The organism is Roseovarius sp. (assembly GCF_965228755.1).
Lineage (GTDB): Bacteria > Pseudomonadota > Alphaproteobacteria > Rhodobacterales > Rhodobacteraceae > Roseovarius.
Window position 1 is genome coordinate 1271926 of record NZ_CBDDIG010000005.1, and the last position, 21562, is coordinate 1293487.

22 protein-coding genes are annotated in these 21562 nt (G+C 67.1%); 6 read left to right on the forward strand and 16 right to left on the reverse strand.

What is annotated here, in order from left to right; translation table 11 throughout:
- The 4 genes from ACO07J_RS09850 to ACO07J_RS09865 all read right to left on the reverse strand — a co-directional run bounded on the left by ACO07J_RS09850 (position 1) and on the right by ACO07J_RS09865 (position 3190).
- The gene (locus ACO07J_RS09850) at positions 1 to 1059 is read right to left on the reverse strand and encodes an ATP-binding protein (RefSeq protein ID WP_422028649.1); all 1059 of its coding nucleotides are present in this window, start codon (positions 1057 to 1059) and stop codon (positions 1 to 3) included.
- An 18-nt stretch (positions 1060 to 1077) separates the two neighbouring features.
- On the reverse strand, positions 1078 to 1599 hold the full coding sequence (locus ACO07J_RS09855) for a gamma carbonic anhydrase family protein (RefSeq protein WP_422028651.1): 522 nt from the start codon (positions 1597 to 1599) through the stop codon (positions 1078 to 1080).
- Positions 1596 to 2237, reverse strand: coding sequence for a guanylate kinase (gene gmk, locus ACO07J_RS09860; RefSeq protein WP_422028653.1), 642 nt, complete (start codon positions 2235 to 2237; stop codon positions 1596 to 1598). The genes ACO07J_RS09855 and gmk overlap by 4 nt, the downstream gene beginning before the upstream one ends.
- A gap of 62 nt (positions 2238 to 2299) precedes the next feature.
- Positions 2300 to 3190, reverse strand: coding sequence for a YicC/YloC family endoribonuclease (locus tag ACO07J_RS09865; protein WP_422028655.1), 891 nt, complete (start codon positions 3188 to 3190; stop codon positions 2300 to 2302).
- Positions 3191 to 3420: 230 nt separating this feature from the next.
- Between ACO07J_RS09865 and ACO07J_RS09870 the strand changes: the two genes are divergently transcribed.
- Together ACO07J_RS09870 and ACO07J_RS09875 are read left to right on the forward strand one after the other, a co-directional pair.
- Positions 3421 to 4059 (forward strand): PAS domain-containing protein, encoded by a 639-nt coding sequence (locus ACO07J_RS09870; RefSeq protein WP_422028656.1) that lies wholly within the window; start codon positions 3421 to 3423, stop codon positions 4057 to 4059.
- 107 nt (positions 4060 to 4166) lie between these two features.
- On the forward strand, positions 4167 to 5294 hold the full coding sequence (locus tag ACO07J_RS09875; protein WP_422028657.1) for a mandelate racemase/muconate lactonizing enzyme family protein: 1128 nt from the start codon (positions 4167 to 4169) through the stop codon (positions 5292 to 5294).
- Here the strand turns inward: ACO07J_RS09875 and hisI are convergent, their stop codons facing one another.
- Positions 5295 to 5657, reverse strand: a complete 363-nt coding sequence (hisI, locus tag ACO07J_RS09880; protein ID WP_422028658.1) for a phosphoribosyl-AMP cyclohydrolase — start codon at positions 5655 to 5657, stop codon at positions 5295 to 5297.
- A 66-nt stretch (positions 5658 to 5723) separates the two neighbouring features.
- Between hisI and ACO07J_RS09885 the strand changes: the two genes are divergently transcribed.
- Positions 5724 to 6179: an iron-sulfur cluster assembly scaffold protein gene (locus tag ACO07J_RS09885; protein ID WP_422028659.1), complete on the forward strand. Its 456-nt coding sequence runs from the start codon at positions 5724 to 5726 to the stop codon at positions 6177 to 6179.
- Between the two features lie 228 nt (positions 6180 to 6407).
- Here the strand turns inward: ACO07J_RS09885 and ACO07J_RS09890 are convergent, their stop codons facing one another.
- The 5 genes from ACO07J_RS09890 to ACO07J_RS09910 all read right to left on the reverse strand — a co-directional run bounded on the left by ACO07J_RS09890 (position 6408) and on the right by ACO07J_RS09910 (position 12110).
- Complete coding sequence (locus ACO07J_RS09890; protein WP_300895462.1) at positions 6408 to 6530, reverse strand: hypothetical protein; 123 nt, start codon at positions 6528 to 6530, stop codon at positions 6408 to 6410.
- Between the two features lie 172 nt (positions 6531 to 6702).
- Entirely contained in the window at positions 6703 to 8793 is a 2091-nt protein-coding gene (gene recG / locus ACO07J_RS09895) for an ATP-dependent DNA helicase RecG (RefSeq protein ID WP_422028660.1), read from the reverse strand.
- On the reverse strand, positions 8790 to 10910 hold the full coding sequence (gene ligA, locus ACO07J_RS09900) for an NAD-dependent DNA ligase LigA (RefSeq protein ID WP_422028661.1): 2121 nt from the start codon (positions 10908 to 10910) through the stop codon (positions 8790 to 8792). The genes recG and ligA overlap by 4 nt, the downstream gene beginning before the upstream one ends.
- 97 nt (positions 10911 to 11007) lie before the next feature.
- Entirely contained in the window at positions 11008 to 11724 is a 717-nt protein-coding gene (gene ctrA, locus ACO07J_RS09905; protein ID WP_422028662.1) for a response regulator transcription factor CtrA, read from the reverse strand.
- A 92-nt stretch (positions 11725 to 11816) separates the two neighbouring features.
- Positions 11817 to 12110: a DUF1153 domain-containing protein gene (locus ACO07J_RS09910; protein ID WP_422028663.1), complete on the reverse strand. Its 294-nt coding sequence runs from the start codon at positions 12108 to 12110 to the stop codon at positions 11817 to 11819.
- Between the two features lie 123 nt (positions 12111 to 12233).
- On the opposite strand from ACO07J_RS09910, the gene mnmA reads away from it, so the two are divergent.
- From mnmA to ACO07J_RS09925, 3 genes are all read left to right on the forward strand, one after another.
- A complete protein-coding gene (mnmA, locus tag ACO07J_RS09915; RefSeq protein ID WP_422028664.1) occupies positions 12234 to 13370 on the forward strand; it encodes a tRNA 2-thiouridine(34) synthase MnmA in 1137 nt (378 codons plus the stop codon).
- Positions 13371 to 13727: 357 nt separating this feature from the next.
- Entirely contained in the window at positions 13728 to 14006 is a 279-nt protein-coding gene (locus ACO07J_RS09920; protein ID WP_422028665.1) for a hypothetical protein, read from the forward strand.
- 123 nt (positions 14007 to 14129) lie between these two features.
- Positions 14130 to 15149, forward strand: a complete 1020-nt coding sequence (locus ACO07J_RS09925) for an ornithine cyclodeaminase family protein (protein ID WP_422028666.1) — start codon at positions 14130 to 14132, stop codon at positions 15147 to 15149.
- Here ACO07J_RS09925 and lpxB read toward each other — a convergent pair.
- From lpxB to bamA, 6 genes are all read right to left on the reverse strand, one after another.
- Positions 15143 to 16294: a lipid-A-disaccharide synthase gene (gene lpxB, locus ACO07J_RS09930; RefSeq protein ID WP_422028667.1), complete on the reverse strand. Its 1152-nt coding sequence runs from the start codon at positions 16292 to 16294 to the stop codon at positions 15143 to 15145. The genes ACO07J_RS09925 and lpxB overlap by 7 nt on opposite strands.
- Complete coding sequence (locus ACO07J_RS09935) at positions 16295 to 17101, reverse strand: LpxI family protein (protein WP_422028668.1); 807 nt, start codon at positions 17099 to 17101, stop codon at positions 16295 to 16297. It abuts the gene before it with no gap.
- 2 nt (positions 17102 to 17103) lie between these two features.
- Positions 17104 to 17907 (reverse strand): acyl-ACP--UDP-N-acetylglucosamine O-acyltransferase, encoded by an 804-nt coding sequence (lpxA, locus tag ACO07J_RS09940; RefSeq protein ID WP_422028669.1) that lies wholly within the window; start codon positions 17905 to 17907, stop codon positions 17104 to 17106.
- A 5-nt stretch (positions 17908 to 17912) separates the two neighbouring features.
- Positions 17913 to 18377, reverse strand: a complete 465-nt coding sequence (fabZ, locus tag ACO07J_RS09945; protein WP_422028670.1) for a 3-hydroxyacyl-ACP dehydratase FabZ — start codon at positions 18375 to 18377, stop codon at positions 17913 to 17915.
- Positions 18378 to 18446: 69 nt separating this feature from the next.
- Entirely contained in the window at positions 18447 to 19073 is a 627-nt protein-coding gene (locus tag ACO07J_RS09950; protein WP_422028671.1) for an OmpH family outer membrane protein, read from the reverse strand.
- A gap of 2 nt (positions 19074 to 19075) precedes the next feature.
- Positions 19076 to 21400 (reverse strand): outer membrane protein assembly factor BamA, encoded by a 2325-nt coding sequence (gene bamA, locus ACO07J_RS09955; protein ID WP_422028672.1) that lies wholly within the window; start codon positions 21398 to 21400, stop codon positions 19076 to 19078.
- Positions 21401 to 21562 lie beyond the last annotated feature (162 nt).

Below are 21562 nucleotides of genomic sequence, written 5' to 3' on the forward strand. Positions count from 1 at the left end.
TCAGCGGGGCTGCTGGGCGCTGTCGCGGGGCAGGACGACGCGGAAGACGCTGCCCTCGCCGGGGCGCGATTCGATTCGCAGCCGGCCGCGGTGGCGCCCGACGATGTGCTTGACGATCGCGAGCCCGAGCCCGGTGCCGCCCATGGCGCGGGAGCGGTGGCTGTCGACGCGGTAGAAGCGTTCGGTGAGGCGCGGGATGTGGACCGGGTCGATGCCCGCCCCCTCGTCGCGGACGGAGATGACGGCGGCGGGCCCGCGCACCAGCGGCTCCTGCTCGGTCATGGTGAGGGAGATGTGGACGGTCTTGCCCTGCCCGCCATACTTGATGGCGTTCTCGGTCAGGTTGGTGATCACCTGCTGAAGCTGGTCGGCATCGCCCGGCACGATAATCGGGGTGTCGGGCAGGTCGGCCCGCAGGGTGACGCCGTGATCGGCCGCGAGCGGCGACAGCGCGTGGCGGACGGTGCCGATCAGGCGGCAGAGGTCGACCGGGTCGGTGGGGCGGACGCGTTCCTGCCCCTCGACGCGGGAGAGCGAGAGCAGGTCGCGGACGAGCCGTTCCATGCGCTGCGCCTCGTCCTGCATGGTGCCGAGGAAACGGTCGGTCACCGCCGTGTCGCCCTTGGCGGGCCCACGCAGGGTTTCGATGAAGCCCAGAAGCGCGGTGAGCGGGCTGCGCAGTTCGTGGCTGACATTGGCCACGAAATCGCGGCGCATCTGGCCGGCCTGTTCGAGATGGGTGACATCCTCGAAACAGACGAACACGCCGTGGCCGGCCTCGGTCTGGACCGGGGAACAGGTGACGTCGAAGGTGGTATCCTGCGTGCCGTCGGAGGAGAGGTAGCGGGTGCTGCGTGGCTGGCCGTCGCGCAGGGCGGCCTCGATCGCGTCGAGGATGGCGGGCTGGCGCAGGGCGGTGATGAAGTGGCGCCCGACGATGCCCTGTCCCAGGAGCTGGAGCGCGCGGTCATTGGCGCCGAGGATGCGCTCGCCCCGGCCGATCAGGACCGAGGGCAGCGGGATGGCGCTGAGGAGCGACGAGATGTTGTCGGCGTTCATCGCCTGTCGGTGCCCCCGTCAGACCGCCTTGAGCCCGTCGCGGTAGCGGCGCATGTTCTCCTGGTAGTGGAGCGCGCCGTAGGTGACCGCCTTGAGCGCCTTGTCGTCGAGCTGGCGGATGACCTTGCCGGGGGCGCCCATGACGAGGCTGCCATCGGGGATTTCCTTGCCCTCGGTGATGAGCGCGCCCGCACCGATCAGGCAGTTGTTGCCGATCTTGGCGCCGTTCAAAATGGTGGCGCCCATGCCGATGAGGGTGTTGTTGCCGAGCGTGCAGCCATGCAGCATGACCTTGTGGCCGATGGTGCAGTTCTCGCCCACCGTGAGGGGGAAGCCCATGTCGGTGTGCATGACGCAGTTTTCCTGGACGTTCGAGCCGCGGCCGATGGTGATGGGCTCGTTGTCGCCGCGCAGCGTGGCGCCGAACCAGACGGAGGCGCCCTCCTCGAGGATCACCTGGCCGATCAGGTTGGCGTCGGGGGCGACCCAGGTGTCGTCGGCAAGCTGCGGGGTGTGGCCGTCGAGGGTGTAGATGGTCATGTGTTCTCCTCGAATTCCTGCTGGAGTTTCTGCACATGGGCGTTGAGGCCCGGCTGCTGGATGCGCTTGAGGCGGGCGGCGGTGACGATGCTTTTCAGCCGCGCGTCGGTGGCGTCGAGATCGTCGTTGATCAGAACGTAATCGTATTCGCCCCAGTGGCTGATCTCGTCCCAGCTTTTCTGCATCCGTTTCGAGACCACGTCGGGCGCGTCCTGGCCGCGCTTGACGAGGCGGGCGCGCAGCTCGGCGATGGAGGGGGGCAGGATGAAGATGGACAGCGTGTGCTGGCCCAGGCCGGAGTTCTGGATCTGCTGGGCGCCCTGCCAGTCGATATCGAAGAGCACGTCGCGCCCGGCGCTGATGGCTTCTTCCACGGGCCCTCGCGGCGAGCCGTAGAAATTGCCGAAGACATGGGCGTGTTCGAGCATCTGGCCGGCGCCCACCGCGCGCTTGAAGTTGGTCTCGGTCATGAAGTGGTAATCCTGCCCGTCCACCTCGCCCGCCCGCGGGGTGCGGGTGGTGGCGGAGACCGAGAAGGAAATCGTGGCGTCCCAGTCGCGCAGGCGCCGGGACAGGGTGGATTTGCCCGCGCCCGAGGGCGAGGAGAGGATGATCAGAAGGCCGCGCCGGTCAGCCATGGGCGCCCTGCCCTTTCATCTTTCTAAAAATACTCAAATCCCCCGTTGTCCGATATGTGCCGTCATTCGACATTCTGCACCTGCTCGCGCATCTGGTCGATGACGGTCTTGAGTTCGAGCCCGGTGGCGGTGAGCGCCTTGTTCTGGGCCTTGGAGCAGAGCGTGTTGGCCTCGCGGTTGAATTCCTGTGACAGGAAATCGAGCTTGCGGCCGACCGGGCTGCCGCTGGCGAGGAGGTCGCGGGCGGCGGCGATGTGGGCGCGGAGGCGGTCGATCTCCTCGGTCACGTCGGCCTTGACGGCGAGGAGCGCCAGTTCCTGGGCGACGCGGGCCTCGTCGGCGGTGTCGGCGGTGTCCATCACGCGGGCGAGCGCGGTGCGGAAGGCCTGTTCCATTTCCGGGCGGCGGGCCTCGGCGGCTTGCGCCGCGTCAGCCGTGAGGCGTTCGATCTCGTCGAGCTGGGCGGTCAGTACTTCGGCCAGCGCCCGCCCTTCGGTGGCGCGCATGTCGAGGAAGGCGGTCAGCAGGGGTTCGAAGTCGGCCAGCAGGGTCGTGCGGAGCGTCTCGGTATCCTCGTCGGCCGCGCCGGTGTCGAGCACGCCGCGCAGGCCGAGGAGGTCGGCGGCGGTGGCCGGGGCCAGCGTGACGCCGCGGGCCATGGCACGGTTTTCCACCTCGGCCATGGCGGTGAGCACGTCCTCGAGCTGGGCGGCGTTGACCGCCAGCGCCCCTGCCCCGTCATCGCGGGAAAGCTTGAGGTTGAGCGAGACGTTGCCGCGCCCGAGCGCCTTGCCGATGCGGGCGCGCAGGCCGGGCTCGAGCCCCTCGATCCAGTCGGGCACGCGCAGGCGCAGGTCGAGCCCCTTGCCGTTGACGCTGCGCATTTCCCATGTCCAGGAAAAGCCGTGCTGCGCCCCCTTGGACGCGGCGAACGCCGTCATTGATCTGAGCACCTGGATCCTCCTGCCTTGTCCCTGTCGGGAGCGGTCGGGTTTCGTCCTAGCCATTCGTTTGGGCAAGGGCAAGCGCGGCGGCGGGGGCGGCCGCGCGATGCGAAGTTAACCAATTATTAACATTTCGGGCGCCCTGTCGGTGTAATCGTGCCAGATTCCGGGAACGCGCCGGCTGCGCCGCAAGGCCGTGGCGGGCGTTTCGAGCCACCGACCCGAGCGAGGGCAGACCAATGCAAGACGACACCGACAGACCGGACGACGTGATCGAGCTTCGGCCAAGGCACCGCGCCGCGGGCCGTGACCCGGAGGCGCTTGTCGATTACTGGCAGGGCTTGCGGCAGGGGACGGCCGTGCCGCGCCGGGCCGAGATCGACCCGCGGCGGATCGAGGGGCTGTTGTCGGACACGTTCATCATCGAGCGGATCGCGCCGGGGCTGGCGCGGTTCCGGGTGGCGGGGGCGCACCTGGCCGACCTGATGGGGATGGATGTGCGGGGGATGCCGGTGAGCAGTTTCATCCACCCCGACCGGCGGGACGGGTTTGCCGGCGCGCTGGCGCGGCTGTTCGAGGAGCCGGCGACGGTGCGGCTGGACCTGCTGTCGCGGGGCGGGTTCCGGCAGCCGGAGCTGAGTGCGCGGATGGTTCTGCTGCCGCTGCGCAGCGATCTGGGCGACGTGAGCCGGGCGATGGGCTGTCTCGTGGCCGAGGGCGAGGCGGGCCGGGTGCCGCGGCGGTTCGAGGTGACGCGCCTGCGGGTGGCGCCGGTGGATGGCGGCAATGTGGAGGTCAGCCGGCCCGTGGCGGAGCCGCCCCGCCCCGCGCCGAAGCGGCGGCACCGCCCGTTCCTGCGTCTGGTGACAAGCGATTGACGACGCCGATTGTCGCGAACCGAACAGGTTGGCGCGTTTTCCGGCTTTCCGGCGGGCCCGGCGCGGCCTAGCCTGCGGCGGAGTTTCCAGGCACAGGACCCGCCCGCATGGCCGTTATTGCTTCCGTCACCGCCACCCCGCTGCGCCTGCCGCTGCGCCAGCCCTATATCTGGTCGCAGGGGGTCGAGGACGCGTTCACCGTCAACCTTGTCACGATGACCTGCGAGGATGGCACGGTGGGCCATGGCGAGACGCCCGCCGCGCCGTATGCCGATGCGCAGAAGATCGTGCTGGAGAAATTGGGCCGGGGGCTGGTGGGGCGGTCGGTCTTCGATATCGCGCAGGGTTTGCAGGATGTCTACCGCGAGCATTTCCTGGTGTTCGGCGGCAATATGCCAAGGTATTTCAACCAGTTGCGGAACGCGCTTGAGACGGCCGCGCTGGATGCGCAGGGCAAGGTGCTGGGGCGCCCGGTGTGGGATCTTCTAGGCGGGGCGGTGCGGAAGGACGTGGGGTATTTCCATTTCCTGCAGGGCCAGACGCCCGAGGCGCTGGCCGAGGATGCCGCCGCCGCGGTGGCCGAGGGGCAGCCGATCCTGTACCTGAAGGTGGGCGTAGGGGCCGAGCATGACATGGCCGCCGTGCGCGCCGTGCGGGAGGTGGCGCCGGACGCCCGGTTGCGGCTCGATGCGAACGAGGCGTGGGACCAGGCGGTGGCGCTGCGGATGATCGCGCGGCTGGCGCCCTATGACATCGAGTATATCGAGCAGCCGACCGCCAGCACCTCGCAGGCCGCGCTGGCGCATGTGGCGGCGCGTTCGCCCATCGCCATCGGGGCGGATCAGAGCGTGTTCACCTTGCAGGAAGTGCATGTGGCGGCCGCCGTGCACCGGGCCGACATGATCGCCGTGGGCCCGCGCGAGATCGGGGGCTTGCGGCCGCTGATGAAGGCGGCGGCGGTGGCCGAGGCGGCGGGGGTGCCGCTGTGCATCCATTCGTCGATGACAACGGGCATCACCACCTGTGCCGAGCATCACGCGGGCCGGGCCATTCCGAACCTCGACGACGGCAACCAGATCATGTGGCAGTTGCTGGCCGAGGATATCGTCGAGGCGCCGGACCTTGCGCCGAAGAAGGGCCGGCTGGCGCTGGAGGGCAAGCCGGGGCTGGGCTTCACGCTACGGGAAGACGTGATTGCCGAAGCCGCCGCGCGGCACCGCAAACACGCTGGTTGATCAGCCCGGCATGGGCGACATCAGCTCGACCTCTGCCCCGTCCTCGATGGCGGTGTAGAAGCAGGTGCGCCGGTTGGTGTGGCAGGCGGGCCCGTACTGGTGGACGCGGACGAGGATACAGTCGCGGTCGCAATCGACGCGGAGTTCGACCAGTTCCTGAACGTGGCCGCTGGTTTCGCCCTTGATCCAGAAGGATTGGCGAGAGCGGCTCCAGTAGGTGACGCGGCCGGTGTCGAGGGTGCGGCGCACCGCTTCGGCGTTCATCCAGGCGAGCATCAGCACCTCGCCGGTCTCGGAATCCTGCGCGATGGCCGGCACCAGCCCGTCTGCGTTGAATTTGAGTGTTTCGGGATCGAATGCCATGAAGGAAACCCTTTCCGTCTGCGTCACGCGCCTCTATCTATGGGGGGAACGCGGAAAGGGAAAGCCATGAGCGGCGAAACCGACCTGATCAAACTGTACTCGGCCCGGATCCTGGAGCTGGCGGCGGATATTCCGCATCATGGCCGGCTGGAGGATCCGGATGCGAGCGTGAAGCGGCGGGCGCCGCTGTGCGGGTCGACCGTGACAGTGGATATCAAGACCAACGGGTCGGTGATCACCGATTACGCGGCGGAGGTGAAGGCCTGTGCGCTGGGGCAGGCCTCGGCCAGTATCGTGGGCGGGCATATCATCGGTTGTGACCTGGCGCAGGTGACCGAGGCGCGCGATGCGCTGAAGGCGATGCTCAAGCAGGACGGGCCGACGCCCCCTGCCCCGTTCGACGGGCTGGAGGTGCTGCGGCCGGCGAAGGATTACAAGAACCGGCACGCGTCGATCCTGCTGACGCTGGAGGCGACGGTGGAGGCGCTGGAGACGGCGCAGGCGTCGAGTTCCTGCGCGTGAGGCGCGCTCCGCGAGCTTTGGTGCGCAATCATTTGAATTCCGGATAAAAAAACCGCCGCGCGCTTGGGGACAAGCGGCGGCGGAAGGAAGCTCGGTTCCGTTTTACGGCCTGTCCGTGATCAGGGGGAGGCAGACCCCGGGGACAGTGATCAGGCGCGGCGCATCGAGACTATGGGGACAGGCGATGCGGATTGCGCGACAGGCCAGGAACGTCGCAGGCAGAAAGGGTTACAGAAGCCCCGGCAGGTAGAGCCCGCCCAGGAGCGTGACCATCAGGGCGGCGCCGCCGATGAGATCGCCCACGAGGGTATCGCGGGAGCGGTAGGCGGCGGTCTTGAACTGGCTGAGCATTGGGTGGCTCCTTCGTCCGGTGTGGCTTTGTTGCTTATTTGTTCTCATTTCGGAAAGGGTTTGTAAAGAACTTTGTGAGAACAAAGCGGAACGTTTGTGAATAAATCAGCTTAACGCCTTGGTAAGGAACGAAAGTTTTTGTTCCGCTTCCGTTCCAGTCTGTGGATAAGTTTCAGCCGACGCTGATCAGGCGGATGGCCTGGTCCTGCTCCATCAGCCACAGGAGGATGCGGGCCGCCTGCCCCCGCTCGCCCGTCAGGTCGGGGTCGTCGTTCAGCAGCTTGCGGGCGTCGGACTGGGCAATCGCCATCAGCGCCGCCTGCCCTTCGAGGTCGGCGATGCGAAAGCGTGGCAGGCCGGATTGGGCGGTGCCGATCAGGTCGCCCGCGCCGCGCATCTCGAGATCGACCTCGGCGATGCGAAAGCCGTCTTCGGTTTCGCGCATGGTGGCAAGGCGCTTCTCGCCGGTCTCCGACAGCGGCGGCTGGTACATGAGCAGGCAGGTCGAGGCGGCCTCGCCCCGGCCGACACGGCCGCGGAGCTGGTGGAGCTGGGCGAGGCCGAAGCTTTCGGCGCGTTCGATCACCATGATCGAGGCGTTGGGCACGTCGACGCCCACCTCTATGACGGTGGTGGAGACGAGCACGGCGGTGTCGCCCCGCTGGAAGGCGGCCATGGCGGCATCCTTCTCCTCGGGCGGCATCTGGCCGTGGACGAGGCCGACAACGCCCTCGCCAAGCGCGGCACGGAGGCGTTTGAAGCGTTCGACCGCGCTGGAGAGGTCGATCAGTTCGCTTTCCTCGACCAGCGGGCAGACCCAGTAGGCCTGTCGCCCCTCGGCGATGGCGCGGCGGAGGTGATCGACGACCTCGTCCATGCGGCCCTGGCTGACCAGCGCGGTGGTGATCGGTTTGCGGCCCGGCGGTTTCTCGTCGAGGATCGAGACATCCATGTCGCCATATTGCGCCAGTGACAGGCTGCGGGGGATGGGCGTGGCGGTCATCACCAGGACGTCGGCCTGTGCGCCCTTGCGGCCGAGTTCCAGCCGCTGGCGGACGCCGAAGCGGTGCTGTTCGTCGACGATGGCGAGGCGCAGATCGTGGAATTCCACATCCTTCTGGAAGACGGCATGGGTGCCGACGAGGATCTGGATATCGCCCGCCTTGAGGGCGGCGAGCTTGCGGCGGCGCTCGGCGCCCTTGTCGCGGCCGGTGAGGATTTCGATGACGACACCCGCGGCCTCGGCCAATGGGGTGAGCCCTTCGAGATGCTGGCGGGCGAGGATTTCGGTGGGGGCCATCATGACGCCCTGCCCGCCCGCCTCGACCGCGATGAGCAGGGCTTTCAGCGCGACGAGGGTCTTGCCGGCGCCGACATCGCCTTGCAGGAGGCGGTTCATCCGGCGGTCCTGGGCCATGTCGGCGGCGATCTCGGCGATGGCGCGGGTCTGGGCGCCGGTGGGGGTGTAGGGCAGCGCGTCGAGCACCCTGGCCTGCAGCTTGCCGGTACCCACGGTGGCGCGGCCCTTGGTGCGGCGCAGCTTGGCGCGGGCGAGGCCGAGGGTGAGCTGATGGGCCATGAACTCGTCATAGGCGAGGCGTTCGCGGGGGGCGTCGGACGGGCTGAGATCGGCCATGTCCTGTGGCGCGTGGGCGCGGGCGATGGCCTCGTGCCAGTCGGGCCAGCCGGCGCTGGCCTTCTGGGCGGGGTCGATCCACTCGGGCAGCTCGGGCGCGCGGGCGACGGCGGAATGCGCGGCCTTGCCCATGGTTTTCTGGGTGACGCCGGCGGTCAGCGGGTAGACCGGCTCGAAATCGGGGATAGTGCCGGCCTCGTTCGGGGGCAGGATATGGTCGGGGTGGACCATCTGGGCCATGCCGTCGAAGAGCTCGACCTTGCCCGAGACCACGACGCGCTGGCCGGTGGGGAGGATGCGGCGGAGGTATTCGTCGCGGGCGTGGAAGAAGACGAGCTGGAAGGTGGTTGCGGCATCTTCGACGTTGACGCGGTACGGGCCGCCACGGCGCTGGGGCGCGCGGTGGTCGCCGACGGTGACCTCGACGGTGACGGTTTCGGGGTAGTTGGCGCCCTGCACCGTTTCGCGGCGGCGGCGGTCGATGCCGGAATAGGGCAGCGTGAAGAGCACGTCGCGCGGGCGTTCGATGTCGATCGCGGCGAGGGCCTTGGCGGATTTGGGGCCGACCCCTTCCAGGGTTTCCAGCTCGGCGAAGAGCGGGAAAAGGATGGGGGGCCGGGTGCTCATGCCTGCCCTATGAGGTCGAGCCAGCCATCCTCGTCGATGATCTCGACGCCGAGTTCCTCGGCCTTTTTTGCCTTGCTGCCGGCGCCGGGGCCGGCGACGACGAGGTCGGTCTTGGCGGAGACGCTGCCCGAGACCTTGGCGCCGAGGGCTTCGGCGCGGGCCTTGGCCTCGGCCCTTGTCATTTTCTCGAGCGTGCCGGTGAAGACGACGGTCTTGCCGGCGACGGGGCTGTCGGCGGTGGATGGGCGGGCCGCTTCGGCGACGGTGAGGTGGGCGGTCAGGCGGTCGATGCTCTCGCGTTCGTTGTCCTGCGCGAAAGCGGTGACGAGGGAGCGGGCCATGACCTCGCCCACGCCGTCGATGCCGAGGAGGCGTTCCCATTCGGGGCCGTCGCAATCGGCGGCGCTGTCCATGGCGGCGGTGAAATCATCCCAGTTGCCGTAGAAGCGGGCGATGAGGTTGCTGGCCTGTTCGCCGACATGGCGGATGCCGAGGGCGAAAAGGAGGCGGCCGAAGGGGATGTTCCGTTTTTCTTCAATGGCTTCGAATAGGTTCTTCGCGCTTTTCTCGCCCCAGCCTTCGCGGTTCTTGAGTTGGCGTGGGCCGGAGCCGTAGCGCTCTTCCAGTGTGAAGATGTCGGCGGGTTCCCTGATCCAGCCGTCGCGGTAGAATTGTTCGACCTGCTTGGCGCCCAGCCCCTCGATGTCGAAGGCGGCGCGGGAGACGAAATGTTTCAGCTTTTCAACCGCTTGCGCCGGGCAGATGAGGCCGCCTGTGCAGCGGCGGACGGCGTCGCCCTCCTCGCGGATGGCCTCGGAGCCGCATTCGGGGCAGGTTTCGGGGAAGGTATAGGGTTCGGCCCCGTCGGAGCGCTTGGAGAGGTCGACATCGGCCACCTTGGGGATGACGTCGCCGGCGCGGTAGACCTGGACCCAGTCGCCCACGCGGATGTCCTTGCCGCCGCGGATCTCGTTGCCCTTGCTGTCGCGGCCGGCGATGTAATCCTCGTTGTGGAGGGTGGCGTTGGAGACGACGACGCCGCCGACGGTAACGGGGGTCAGGCGGGCGACCGGGGAAAGGGCGCCGGTGCGGCCGACCTGGATGTCGATGGATTCGAGGCGCGTCCAGGCGAGTTCGGCGGGGAACTTGTGGGCGATGGCCCAGCGGGGGGTGGTGCTGCGATAGCCGAGGCGGGCTTGCAGGGCGAGGTCGTCGACCTTGTAGACGACGCCGTCGATATCGTAGCCGAGCTCGGCGCGGAGTTGCTCGATCCTGGCGTATTGGGCGAGCATTTCGGTTGGCCCGTCGCAGAGGGCGGTGAGCGGGTTGGTCTGGAAGCCCAGCTTGGCCAGGCGGTTGATGGCGCCCATCTGGGTGTCGGCGAGCGGTTCGCTGGTCTCGCCCCAGGCATAGGCGAAGAAGCGCAGGGGGCGGTTGCGGGTGATCGAGGAATCGAGCTGGCGGAGGGAGCCGGCGGCGGCGTTGCGGGGGTTGGCGAATTGCTTGTCGCCCTTCTCAGCCTGCCGGGTGTTGAGGGATTCGAAATCTTCGTGGCTCATGTAGACCTCGCCGCGGATCTCGAGCACATCGGGGGCGCCTTTCAGGGTGACGGGAATGTCGTCGATGGTGCGGGCGTTGGCGGTGACGTTCTCGCCCACCGCGCCGTCGCCGCGGGTGGCGGCCTGCACAAGCTTGCCGGATTCGTAGCGCAGCGAGAGGCTGAGCCCGTCGATCTTGGGCTCGGCGGTGTAGGTGAGGTTCGCGTCTTCCGATAGACCGAGATAGCGGCGGATGCGGGTGTCGAACTCGGTGATGTCGGCGTCGTCGAAGGCGTTGGAGAGGCTGAGCATCCGCACCGCGTGGGTGACCTTGGCGAAGGCCTCGGACGGGGTGGCGCCGACCTGGTCGGAGGGGCTGTCGGCGCGCTTGAGATGGGGGAAGCGCGCCTCGATCGCCGCGTTGCGTGATTTGAGCGCGTCGTATTCCGCGTCAGTGATCGCCGGGGCGTCTTCGGTGTGATAGGCGGTGTTGGCCTCGGCCAGGCGCTGGGCCAGGTCGGCCAGTTCTTCCGTCGCCTGCGCCTCTGTCAGGTTGTCGACCGCTGGTTTCTGCGCCATCTTGCCCCTCCGCCTGAACGGGGCGCGGCCGGCCTGCCGCGCGCCCCCGGTCTGTCGGTCCAAGTGATAGGGCGCGGCGGCGGGCGCGTCCAGACCGTCAGGCGCCGACGGCGAGCGGCCTGTCCCCGTCGGCGGCGGGATCGGGATCACGCAGCACGTAGCCCCTGCCCCAGACGGTTTCGATATAGTTGGCGCCGCCCGTGGCCTCGGCCAGTTTCTTGCGCAGCTTGCAGATGAAGACGTCGATGATCTTCAGCTCGGGCTCGTCCATGCCGCCGTAGAGGTGGTTCAGGAACATCTCCTTGGTCAGCGTCGTGCCCTTGCGCAGGCTGAGGAGTTCCAGCATCTGGTATTCCTTGCCCGTGAGGTGCACGGTCTTGCCGTCGACATCGACCGTCTTGGCGTCGAGATTGACGTGGACCTTGCCGGTGCGGATGACCGATTGCGCGTGGCCCTTGGAGCGGCGGACGATGGCGTGGATGCGGGCGACCAGCTCCTCGCGATGGAAGGGCTTGGTCAGGTAATCGTCGGCGCCGAATCCGAAGCCCTTGATCTTGTTCTCGGTATCGTCGGCCCCGGTCAGGATCAGGATCGGCGTGTCGACCCGCGCCAGCCGCAACTGCCGCAGCACGTCGTGCCCGTCCATGTCGGGCAGGCCAAGATCCAGGAGGATCAGGTCGTAATCGTAGAGCTTGGCGAGATCGATCCCCTCCTCGCCCATGTCGGTGGTGTAGACGTTGAGATTCGCATGGGTGAGCATCAACTCGATACTCTTGGACGTTGTCGGGTCGTCCTCCACCAGTAGCACACGCATGACGGTCTCCGTTCGTTTAAACTCTTCCCGACACGAGTAGTGACTAACAATGGTTAACTACAGGTTACCCGGACAGAAAATAATACCTGCCGCTACTTGGGGTTGTCGACAGTTTTGTCCGCGGGGGGACGATTTGTCGCTTTCAGGCCGTCCGCGCCATGGACCGACAGGGCGGTGACCCATTCCTGAAATTCCTCGTCGCTGAGCCGGTAGCGTTCGAGCGCCTCGTCGCGTTCGAGCAGGCCATAGAGCACACCGCGCACCACCATCAGCTTGCGCGAGGCGACCCAGCGCCGCGTGTCGGCGGGCGGCAGGTCGGCCCGCGTCATCACCGTTCCGTCAGGAAGTTGCACGGCCCTTTTCCCGGCCACTTTCTTCAGATACATCACTCTCACCCTTACATTCCATGGGCCGGAGTGTTGCCGCAGCCGCTTAACGCGGGGTGAAACCGGGCCTTGAGAGTGTGTTGCATTTTCCTATATTCCGCGGGACCGGAGCCGGAGAGAGACATGGCGCTCGACACTGAACTGAATTCGCTGGGCCTGCCCAAGGCCCCTGCCGACACGCGCGTCGTCGTGGCGATGTCGGGCGGCGTGGATTCTTCGGTCGTGGCGGCGATGCTGGCCGAGGAAGGCTATGACGTGGTCGGCGTGACGCTGCAGCTTTACGACCACGGCGCGGCGCTGGCCAAGAAGGGTGCGTGCTGTGCCGGGGTGGATATCCACGATGCAAGGCGCGTGGCCGAAGAGATGGGCTTTCCGCATTACGTGCTGGATTACGAGAACATCTTCAAGGACGCGGTGATCGACGAGTTCGCCGACAGCTATCTTGCGGGCGCGACGCCGGTGCCCTGCATCCGCTGCAACGAGCGGGTGAAGTTCAAGGACCTGCTGGAGACGGCGAAGGACCTCGATGCCGATTGCATGGCGACGGGGCATTACATCCAGCGCAAGGTCGGCGCCGCCGGGGCGGAGCTGCATTGCGCGGCGGATGCCAACCGCGACCAGAGCTATTTCCTGTTCTCGACCACGCCGGAGCAGCTGGATTACCTGCGCTTCCCGCTGGGGCACCTGCCCTCGAAGGATGCGACGCGGAAGCTGGCGGCGCGGTATGGCCTCGCGGTGGCGGACAAGCCGGACAGCCAGGATATCTGCTTCGTGCCGAACGGGAATTATGCCTCCGTCATCGAGAAGCTGCGGCCCGGCGCGGCCGAACCGGGGCAGATCGTGCATGTGGATGGCCGGGTGCTGGGCGAGCATGAGGGTGTCATTCACTACACGATCGGGCAGCGCCGGGGGCTTGGCATCGGCGGGCTGTCGGAGCCGCTTTACGTGGTGAAGCTGGACGTGGATGGGAAACAGGTGATCGTGGGGCCGAAAGAACTGTTGGCGACCCGGGTTGTGCCGGTGCGCGAGATCAACTGGCTGGGCGACGAGGCGTTTACCTCGAAGGAGGAATGGCACGTGTCGGTCAAGGTCCGCTCGACCCGGCCGCCGCGGGAGGCGATCATCCGGCCGATCTCGGAGACGGAGGCGGAGGTGGAACTACTGACCGCCGAGGAAGGCGTGTCGCCCGGTCAGGCCTGCGTGTTCTACGAGACCGGTGGCAGCCGGATCCTGGGCGGCGGGTGGATCTGGCGGGGGTAGCGGGGGTTCCCGTTCCGACGGTATTGACCGCCCTGCCCCGACCTGTGTGTCGCGGGCGCAACGTTGGAGGCGGAGACCCTTTTCGCTCACGCAAGGTCAATGGCGCGGACGGGCGCTTGGGATTAGCATGGCGCCGTGCCTGCCCCCGCCCAGTGGAGCTTTTCCTTGGCCTGTATTTCCCTGAAGTGCCTTTCCTGCCTTGCCCTTGTGTTCGCGACCGGATGTGCCGGCGGAATTGGGTCCGGTGCCACCACCGCATCGGCCACGACTGCAGCTTTCGCCGCACGAATCGAGAGCACCGAGCGGTTTGCCGTACGCACCCGGCTCGACGGGCCCGGCCGGAAGGAAATCAGGGGGATGCGCTGTGTCCTGGCCTCCGAGGAGGTCACGGCGACGGTCGAGACGCCGGGCAAGGTGGCGTTTCCCACCATGCGCGGGCGGCCGTCGCCGATGCGGATCACCTGTTCCGACGGGACCTATCGCGGGTCGATCCTCCTTCATCCGGGCGTGACCGGGGTGCAGATTCTCGCGCCTTACGTGCCCGGTGGGTCTTCGGCCGCGATGAAGGCGGGGGCCGACCATCCGGCTACGCTGTGGGTTTACACCAAGGCGCCGGTCTGGGTCACCGTCAGGTGACGGGCGCCCGGTAATCGGGCACCGGGCGCTGTCGCGCGGGACGGGGTGTACGTTTGCGGGTTGCCGAGGGGGGCAAGCGCTGCCAGTGTCTATTTGTCCATACATATTAAGAGGCCCTGCCCCATGTCCACGCCTGCCGATACGCCGCCCGTCTACCTCGACTACCTGAACCGCTTCGATATCGAGGCGCTGGGGTTCACCGACGGGGAGATCCTGTCGGCGATCGAGGATTCGCTGAGGATGCAGGGCAAGGGCGAGACGGCGATCGAGCCGCGGATGCATATCCGGCCGCGGGCCGGGGTCGAGGGGCATTTCAACGTGCTGCGCGGCTGGATCGGCGGCGAGATCGACAGCGCCGGCACCAAGGTAGTGGGCGATTTCGTTGATAACTACAAATCGGGGCGGCCCTCGGAATACGGGCTGCTGACGCTGTTCGACCCGCGGATGGGGGCGCCCAAGGCGCTGATCGATGCGACGGGGATTACCGAGATGCGCACGGGCGCGATCACCGCGCTGGGGGCGAAGTACCTGGCGCCGGAGAAGCCAAAGGTGCTGGGCCATATCGGGGCGCGGGGCACGGCCTATTGGAACGTGCGGTTGCTGTGCCATCTGTTCGATTTCGAGGAGGTGCGGGTGCATTCGCGGCGGCCGGAGAGCCGGGAGGCGTTCGCGGAGCAGTTGCGGCGTGACCTGGGGCGGGAGATTACCGTGACGGAGGACTGGAAGTCCTGCCTGCAAGATGCTGATATCGTTGTGGAAGCGTCGAGATTGTCTGAACCGCAGCCGCTGTTGAAGACCGACTGGATCAAGCCCGGGGCGCTGGTTGTTCCCTATGGCACGATGTCGGCGGTGGAGCTGAACCTGACGGATATCATGGACAAAGTGGTGATGGATGACTGGGGCCAGGCGCATGGCGTATTCGGTGCGCTTCGGGAGCATGTGGACCAGGGCAAGCTGACCGCCGAGACGCTGCATGCGGAGCTGGGGCAGATCGTGGCTGGGGTGAAGCCGGGGCGCGAGAGTGCCGAGGAGACGATCCTGTTCTGGCACCGGGGGCTGTCGCTGTCGGATATCGCGCTTGGCCATGCGATGTTGGCCAAGGCGAAGGATATGGGCGTGGGGCAGCGGCTGCGCTTCTACTGAAGATGTTTCAGCACGGCCTTCGCGGCGCGGAGGCCGGGGGCTTCGCCGCCCTTGCCGAGGCGGTCCATGGTGAGGGCCATCGCCTCGGGTTGATCGCCGGGGTTGTCGAGCAATTCCAACAGCTTGGGGGCGATAAGTTCAGGTCGGCAGTCGGCGCCGTTGAGTTCGGGGACGGCGCGGGTTTCGCTGACGAGGTTGACCAGCGTGAGCGTGTCGATCCGGAGCATGCGTTGCAGGATCATGCGGCTTATCGGGTGGACATCGTAAGCGATGAGCATCGGCGTGCCGGCAGCGGCCAGTTCGAGCGAAACGGTGCCGGAGGCCGCGAGCGCGCGGTCGGCGGCGCCGAAAGCGGCGGCCTTTTCAATGGCATAGACCTTGGGATTGCGGTTGTCGGGGGCGACGATGATGGGCTGGCCAGGCCAGTCGGCGGTCAGTTCGCGGACCTGGGCGGCGCGGGCCTCGGTGGCGGGGATGACGAGCCGCAGATCGGGCCGGGCGCGGCAGACCTCTTTGAGGGCTTCGCCGAAGATCGGGGTGAGCTGGGCCACCTCGGAGCGGCGGGAGCCGGGGAGCACCATGAGGAGCGGCGCGTCGCCGATGCCGCGGCTTTCGCGAAAGGCGGCGATCTGTTCGGGCGTGGCCTGTGGTTCGCTCACGACCGGGTGGCCGACGAAATCGCAGGCCATCCCGGCGGCTTCCATGTAGGGCGGCTCGAACGGGAGGAGCGCCAGCACCTGGTCGATATGGGAGGCCATGCGCTCGGCGCGTTTCGGGCGCCAGGCCCAGACGGAGGGGGCCACGTAATGCACTGTTCTGATGTTGCTTTTCGCCTTCACGATCTTCGTCACGCGGAGGCAGAAATCGGGGCTGTCGATGGTGATCAGCACGTCCGGGTTCGCGGCGAGCACCGCATCGGCGGCCTCGTGCAGTCGGCGGCGGAGGTGCGGGTATTGCTTGAGCACCTCGACCAGCCCGTGCACGCTGAGATCGTCCATCGGGAAGATCGAGGAGAGGCCTTCGGCCTCCATCATCGGGCCGCCGATGCCTTCGAACTGCACATCGGCAAGCTGCTTCAGCCCGGCCATGAGCGCGGCGCCGAGCCGGTCGCCCGAGGCCTCGCCGGCGATCAGGAAGATACGCATCTAGAGCTCTGACGCGACAAGGAAAATGCCCTTGTCCCGCGCGGCCTGAAGGGTGGTGTCGCGGTCGAGGATCATGACCTTGCCGGCCTCGATCACGAGCCCGGCGAGGCCCGCCCCCGCCACGGCGTCGATGGTGCGGGGGCCGATGGTGGGCATGTCGATGCGCAGGTCCTGGCCCACCTTGGCGGCCTTGACCAGCACGCCGGGGTGAGCGCGGCGGAACTCGGGCGGGGTGGCGGCCACGAAATCGAGCAGCGCGTCGGTGCCCTGCACGGTTTCGATGCCGAGGCACTGGCCGCCGGCGACGACGCAGGCCTGGCCGAGGTCGAGGGGGGCGAGGCCGCGCAGGATCTGCGTGGCGCGGCTGATGTCAGCTTGCGTGGCCTCGTCCGGCGCGGTGCCGGCGTGGAGGCCCGGATCGGCGGTGAGCGCGGGCAGCACCTGGTGCGCGCCGATGACGGAAAAGCCTTGTTCCTCGAAAACGTCGATGACCGTCCTCAACAGGCCGTCATCGCCCATCTGCAGCGCCGCCATCAGGCGGGGGGCGATGGCGGCCATCTCGGCGTCGAAGGCCGAGGGGTCGAGCGCGGGGCGCACGAGGGAGCCCGCGAAGACCATCCGGTCGACGCCTGCCTCCTTCATGGCCGAAAAGAGCGTGCCGATCTGCTCGAGCCGGTGGCGCTCCGACTGCGCCTCGAGCTCGCTGGGGATGCCCTCGAGCGTGATGACCATGGCGTCGGGGTTGGCGCGGGCAATGGCCACGGGCAGCGCGCCGGCGCAGGCGAGGATCGCGAGCTTTCCGGACATGGTCAGACCGAGCCCGGCGTGAGGAAGGAGCGGTCGGAGCCGGCGGTGATGAAGTTGACGATCTGGCGGACGTAGTCGCTTTCGGTCTCATCCCCGAGGCGGCGGGCGCGTTCCTGGAAGCTGCCCTCGCCCTGGGCCAGCATCTGGAAGGCGGCGCGCAGCGCGGTGATGTCGGAGCGGGCCACGCCGCGGCGTTTGAGGCCGACGAGGTTGAGCCCGTCGAGCTCGCCCCGGGGCGCCTGGACAAGACCGTGGGGGATCACGTCGTTGGTGACCATGGTGACGGCGCCGATGATGGCCCCCTGCCCGATGCGCACCCATTGGTGGACGCCGGAGAGGCCGCCGATGATGACGTCATCCTCGATCAGGCAATGGCCGGCCAGTGCGGCGTTGTTGACGATGATGACCCGGTTGCCGACCTGTACGTCATGGGCCACGTGGCAGCCCGCCATGAAGAGCCCGTCATCGCCGACGCGGGTGACGCCGCCGCCGCCCTCTGTGCCGGTGTTCATGGTGACGTGCTCGCGGATGCGGTTGCGGGCGCCGATCACCAGGCGGGTCTTCTCGCCGCGGAACTTCAGATCCTGCGGGATCTCGCCGATGCAGGCGAAGGGGAAGAGGGTGCAATCCTCGCCGATCTCGGTGTCGCCGCTGATGACGACATGGCTTTTCAGCGTGACGCCGTCGCCGAGCTTCGCATCCGGTCCGACATGGCAGAAGGGGCCGATATGGCACCCCTGCCCCAGCTGGGCGCCGGGCTCGACGACCGCGCTGGGATGGATCTCGGTTTCGCCGCGTTCGCTCATGCCGATCACTCCTTGGGCATATCGACCATGGCGGTGAAATCGGCCTCGCAGGCCATGTCCCCCTCGACCGTGGCCACGCCGCGGAACTTCCAGACCTTGCCGCCCGGCCGGCCGCGCAGGGTTTCGATGTCGAGCGCCAGCACGTCGCCGGGTTCGACCATGCGGCGGAACTTGCAGCTTTCGATCGACATGAAATAGATCAGGACGTTCTTGTCCTGAAGGCCAAGATGGCTTCCGACCATGACGGCGGCGGTCTGGGCCATCGCCTCGACCATGGTGACGCCGGGCATGATGGGCTTTTGCGGGAAGTGGCCCTGGAAATGCGGCTCGTTCATGGTGACGTTCTTGATGCCGCGGGCGGACTGGTAGCCGTTCATGTCGACCACCTTGTCGACCAGCAGGAACGGGTAGCGATGCGGAATCAGCCGCTGGATCATGTTGATATCCGCGGTCTTCAGCGGCTCTGTCATCGTCGGTCCTTTCGGTAAGTCGCGTTCGGTTTCCCTACCAAGCGGGGCCCGGCTGGGCAAGCACGGGGGTTACTCGCCGTCGGTGGTGCCAGTGTCTTGCGATCCGGTGTCTTGCGAGCCGGTGTCCTGGGCAGCGGGATCGGCCTCCGGGTCGGGCAACCTCTCGCCAAGCGCCTGGTCGATCCGGGTGACGGCTGTGTCGGTCACGTCGACCGCGTCGAGGCGGAAGAGCACGGTGCGGGCGTCGAGCACCACGGTGCCGCCGGCCTCGCGCATGACCTCGGAGAGCACCGGTTCGACGGCGCGTAGGAACTGGATCGGCAGCCGCTCGCGGTCGCGCTCGAGGTCGACGACACGGCGTTCGCTGTCGCGGCGGATTTCCTGCACCTTGGCGTCGAAGGCGTCGGCCATGTCGCGGAATTCCTCGGGCGAGGTTTCGGCGCGCAGCTCGGTCAGGCGTTTCTCCTCGGCCTCGAGCTCGGCCTCGAGGCGGCGGTTGCGCGCGGCGAGTTTTTCCCGCTCGGCCTGGTGGTCGGCCACCATGCGCTGGCCCAGCCTGGTCCGCTCGAACAGGCGCTCGGGGTCGAGAACGAGGATGTCGTTCTGGATGATCCCGAGCTCCTGCGCCCGGGCCTGCGGCGGGCCGAGGCATGCCAGGGCGAACGCCGCAACAGCAAGGCCGCGCAGGAGGGACAAGATCAGAAGTCCGTTCTGACCGAGAAGTCGAACTGGCGTTCGATGTCGCCCGGTTCTTTCTGAAGGGCCTTGGAGAAGTCCATCCGGATCGGGCCGAAGGGCGATTCCCAGAACAGCGAGAGGCCGATGACGTGGCGCGCCTCGAAGCCGACCGACTGGGCCACGGGGGGCACGACGGTGTCGACGTTCCAGATCGAGCCGATGTCGTAGAAGGCGCCACCGGTGATGCCGAACTCTGCCGGCAGGCCCAGCGGGAATTCCGCCTCGAACTTGGCCGCCGCGAAGAGGTTGCCGCCGAGGTGTTCGCCGGCCTGCACCGGGCCCATGCCGTTGGGCTCGAACCCGCGGATGACCTTTTGGGTGAACCGGTCGACGGCGCGGCCGCGGGTGCCGCCCATGAAGTCAATCGAGCCCGCCTCGAAGATGCCGCGCAGGGTGACTTCCTCGTTCAGGACGCGGGTTTCGCCGACCACGCGCAGGGTCGATTTCAGGTACTCCTGGTCGCCGCCGAGCCCGGCATATTCGAGCCCGGTGTCGATCAGGACGCCGGCATTGGGGTTGAGGCCGTTGTCGCGGCTGTCGAACACGTAGCGGTAGCCGACGGCGCTGGCGAACTGGCCGCCGAGGGCCGCTTCGGCGGCGAGCGTCGGCGAGGCGCCGACATAGTTGCCCTGATCCGAATAGGCTGCGCTGTAGTAGAGCGTCATCCGCGAACGTTCGGCCAGCGGGAAGGTGATGCCGGGCCGGAAGCTGGCATAGGTGGTATCGTAGAGGCTGTTGTCGCTGTCGGTCTCGACATAGGCGGACGAGAAGGAGAAGGCGACGTCGCGGCCGAGGAAGGCCGGCTCGATGAAGTTGATCGAGTAGTTCGACCGGTCGCCCGAAAGCGCCACGGTGGCGGCGAGGGTCTGGCCCCGGCCGAGGAAGTTGCGCTCGCGGAAGCCGACCGAGATGCCAAGCCCGGCATCGGTGGAGTAGCTGCCGCCGAAGGTGAGCGAGCCGGTGGTGGTTTCCTCGACATCGACGTCGACGACCACCTGGTCGGGGCGAGAGCCTTCGCGGGCGTTCACCTTGGCGTCACTGAAATAGCCCAGGGCGCGAATGCGCTCGGCCGTTTCGCGGATCTCGCGCGGGTTGAACGGGTCGCCCTCGACGGTTTCGAACTGGCGCCGGATCACGCGGTCGAGCGTGGTGGTGTTGCCCTCGATGTCGATCCGTTCGACGAAGACGCGGGGGCCGCGGATCAGCCGGAATTCGACGTCGAGCGTGAGCGCGCGGTCGTTGCGGGTGATGTTCGGCTCGACGCGCAGGAAGTCGATGCCCTTCTTGATGGCGAGCCGTTCCATCCGGGCGATGGAGTTCTCGACCAGCGTGGGCGAATAGACGACGCCCGGCTTGATCTTCAGCACCCGCTGGAATTCCGCCGAGTTGGCCTCGGGGATTTCGCTGGTGGTGGTGATCCGGCCGAAGCGGAACTGCTGCCCTTCCTGGATGTTGAAGGTGACGAAATAGCCGTCACGTTCGCGGGCCAGTTCGGCATTGGTGCCGGTGACGCGGAAATCGACATAACCGCGCGACTGATAGAAGTCGGTCAGGACCTGTTCGTCGAATTGCAGGCGGTCCTCGACGAAGGTGTCGCTCGAGACGATGGCGCGCAGCAGGCCGGCCTGCTTGCTGCCGACGACGCGGCGCAGGCGGCGGTCGGAATAGATCTTGTTGCCGACGAAGCTGACGCGCTGGATCTCGATGCCCTTGCCCTCGAAAATCTCGAAGACCAGGTCAACACGATTCTCGCTGCGGCGGATGATCTTGGGGGTGACGCGGGCGGCCACGCGGCCGTTCTGGACATAGGCCTGGGAAATCGCGGTGGCGTCACGCTCGGCCTGGCTGGGGTTGAAAACCTGCCGCGACTTGCTCTGGACGATCCCGGTGAGGTCTTCGTCCTTGATCTTGCGATTCCCTTCGAAGGCGATCTTGTTGATCGTCGGATACTCGCGGACCTTGATGACCAGCCGGCTGCCGCGCGGCTCGATCTCGACGGTTTCGAACAGGCCGCTCTCGACGATGCGCTGATAGGCCTCGTTGAGCTGGCCGGCCGAGACGGTCTGGCCACGGGAAATACCGGCATAGGTCAGGATGGTGCCCGGCTCGATGCGCTGGTTCCCTTCGATCGTCACGGAAGTGAATCGGTAGGTCTGGGCGGCGGCGTCTCGCGGGGTGGCGAAGCAGGCCAGCACGACTGCGAAAATGATCAGACCCCGTGCCACGAAACCCTTAAGGGAAAAGCGTGCTTGGCGCACGTCTCGCCACGCATTCAAGACATTCATTTGCAAACCCAGTCAGACATCCCAGTATACGAAGTCAGTAACCTCTCTCTCTGGGCTTGTCAAAGCGCGTGTGGGCAGATTTTGTGGATGACCCGTGACGGAAGACAAGAAGCGCCCCGTTCCCCGGCAACCCAAGGGGGCGCGGGGAGCGTTCAAGCGCTG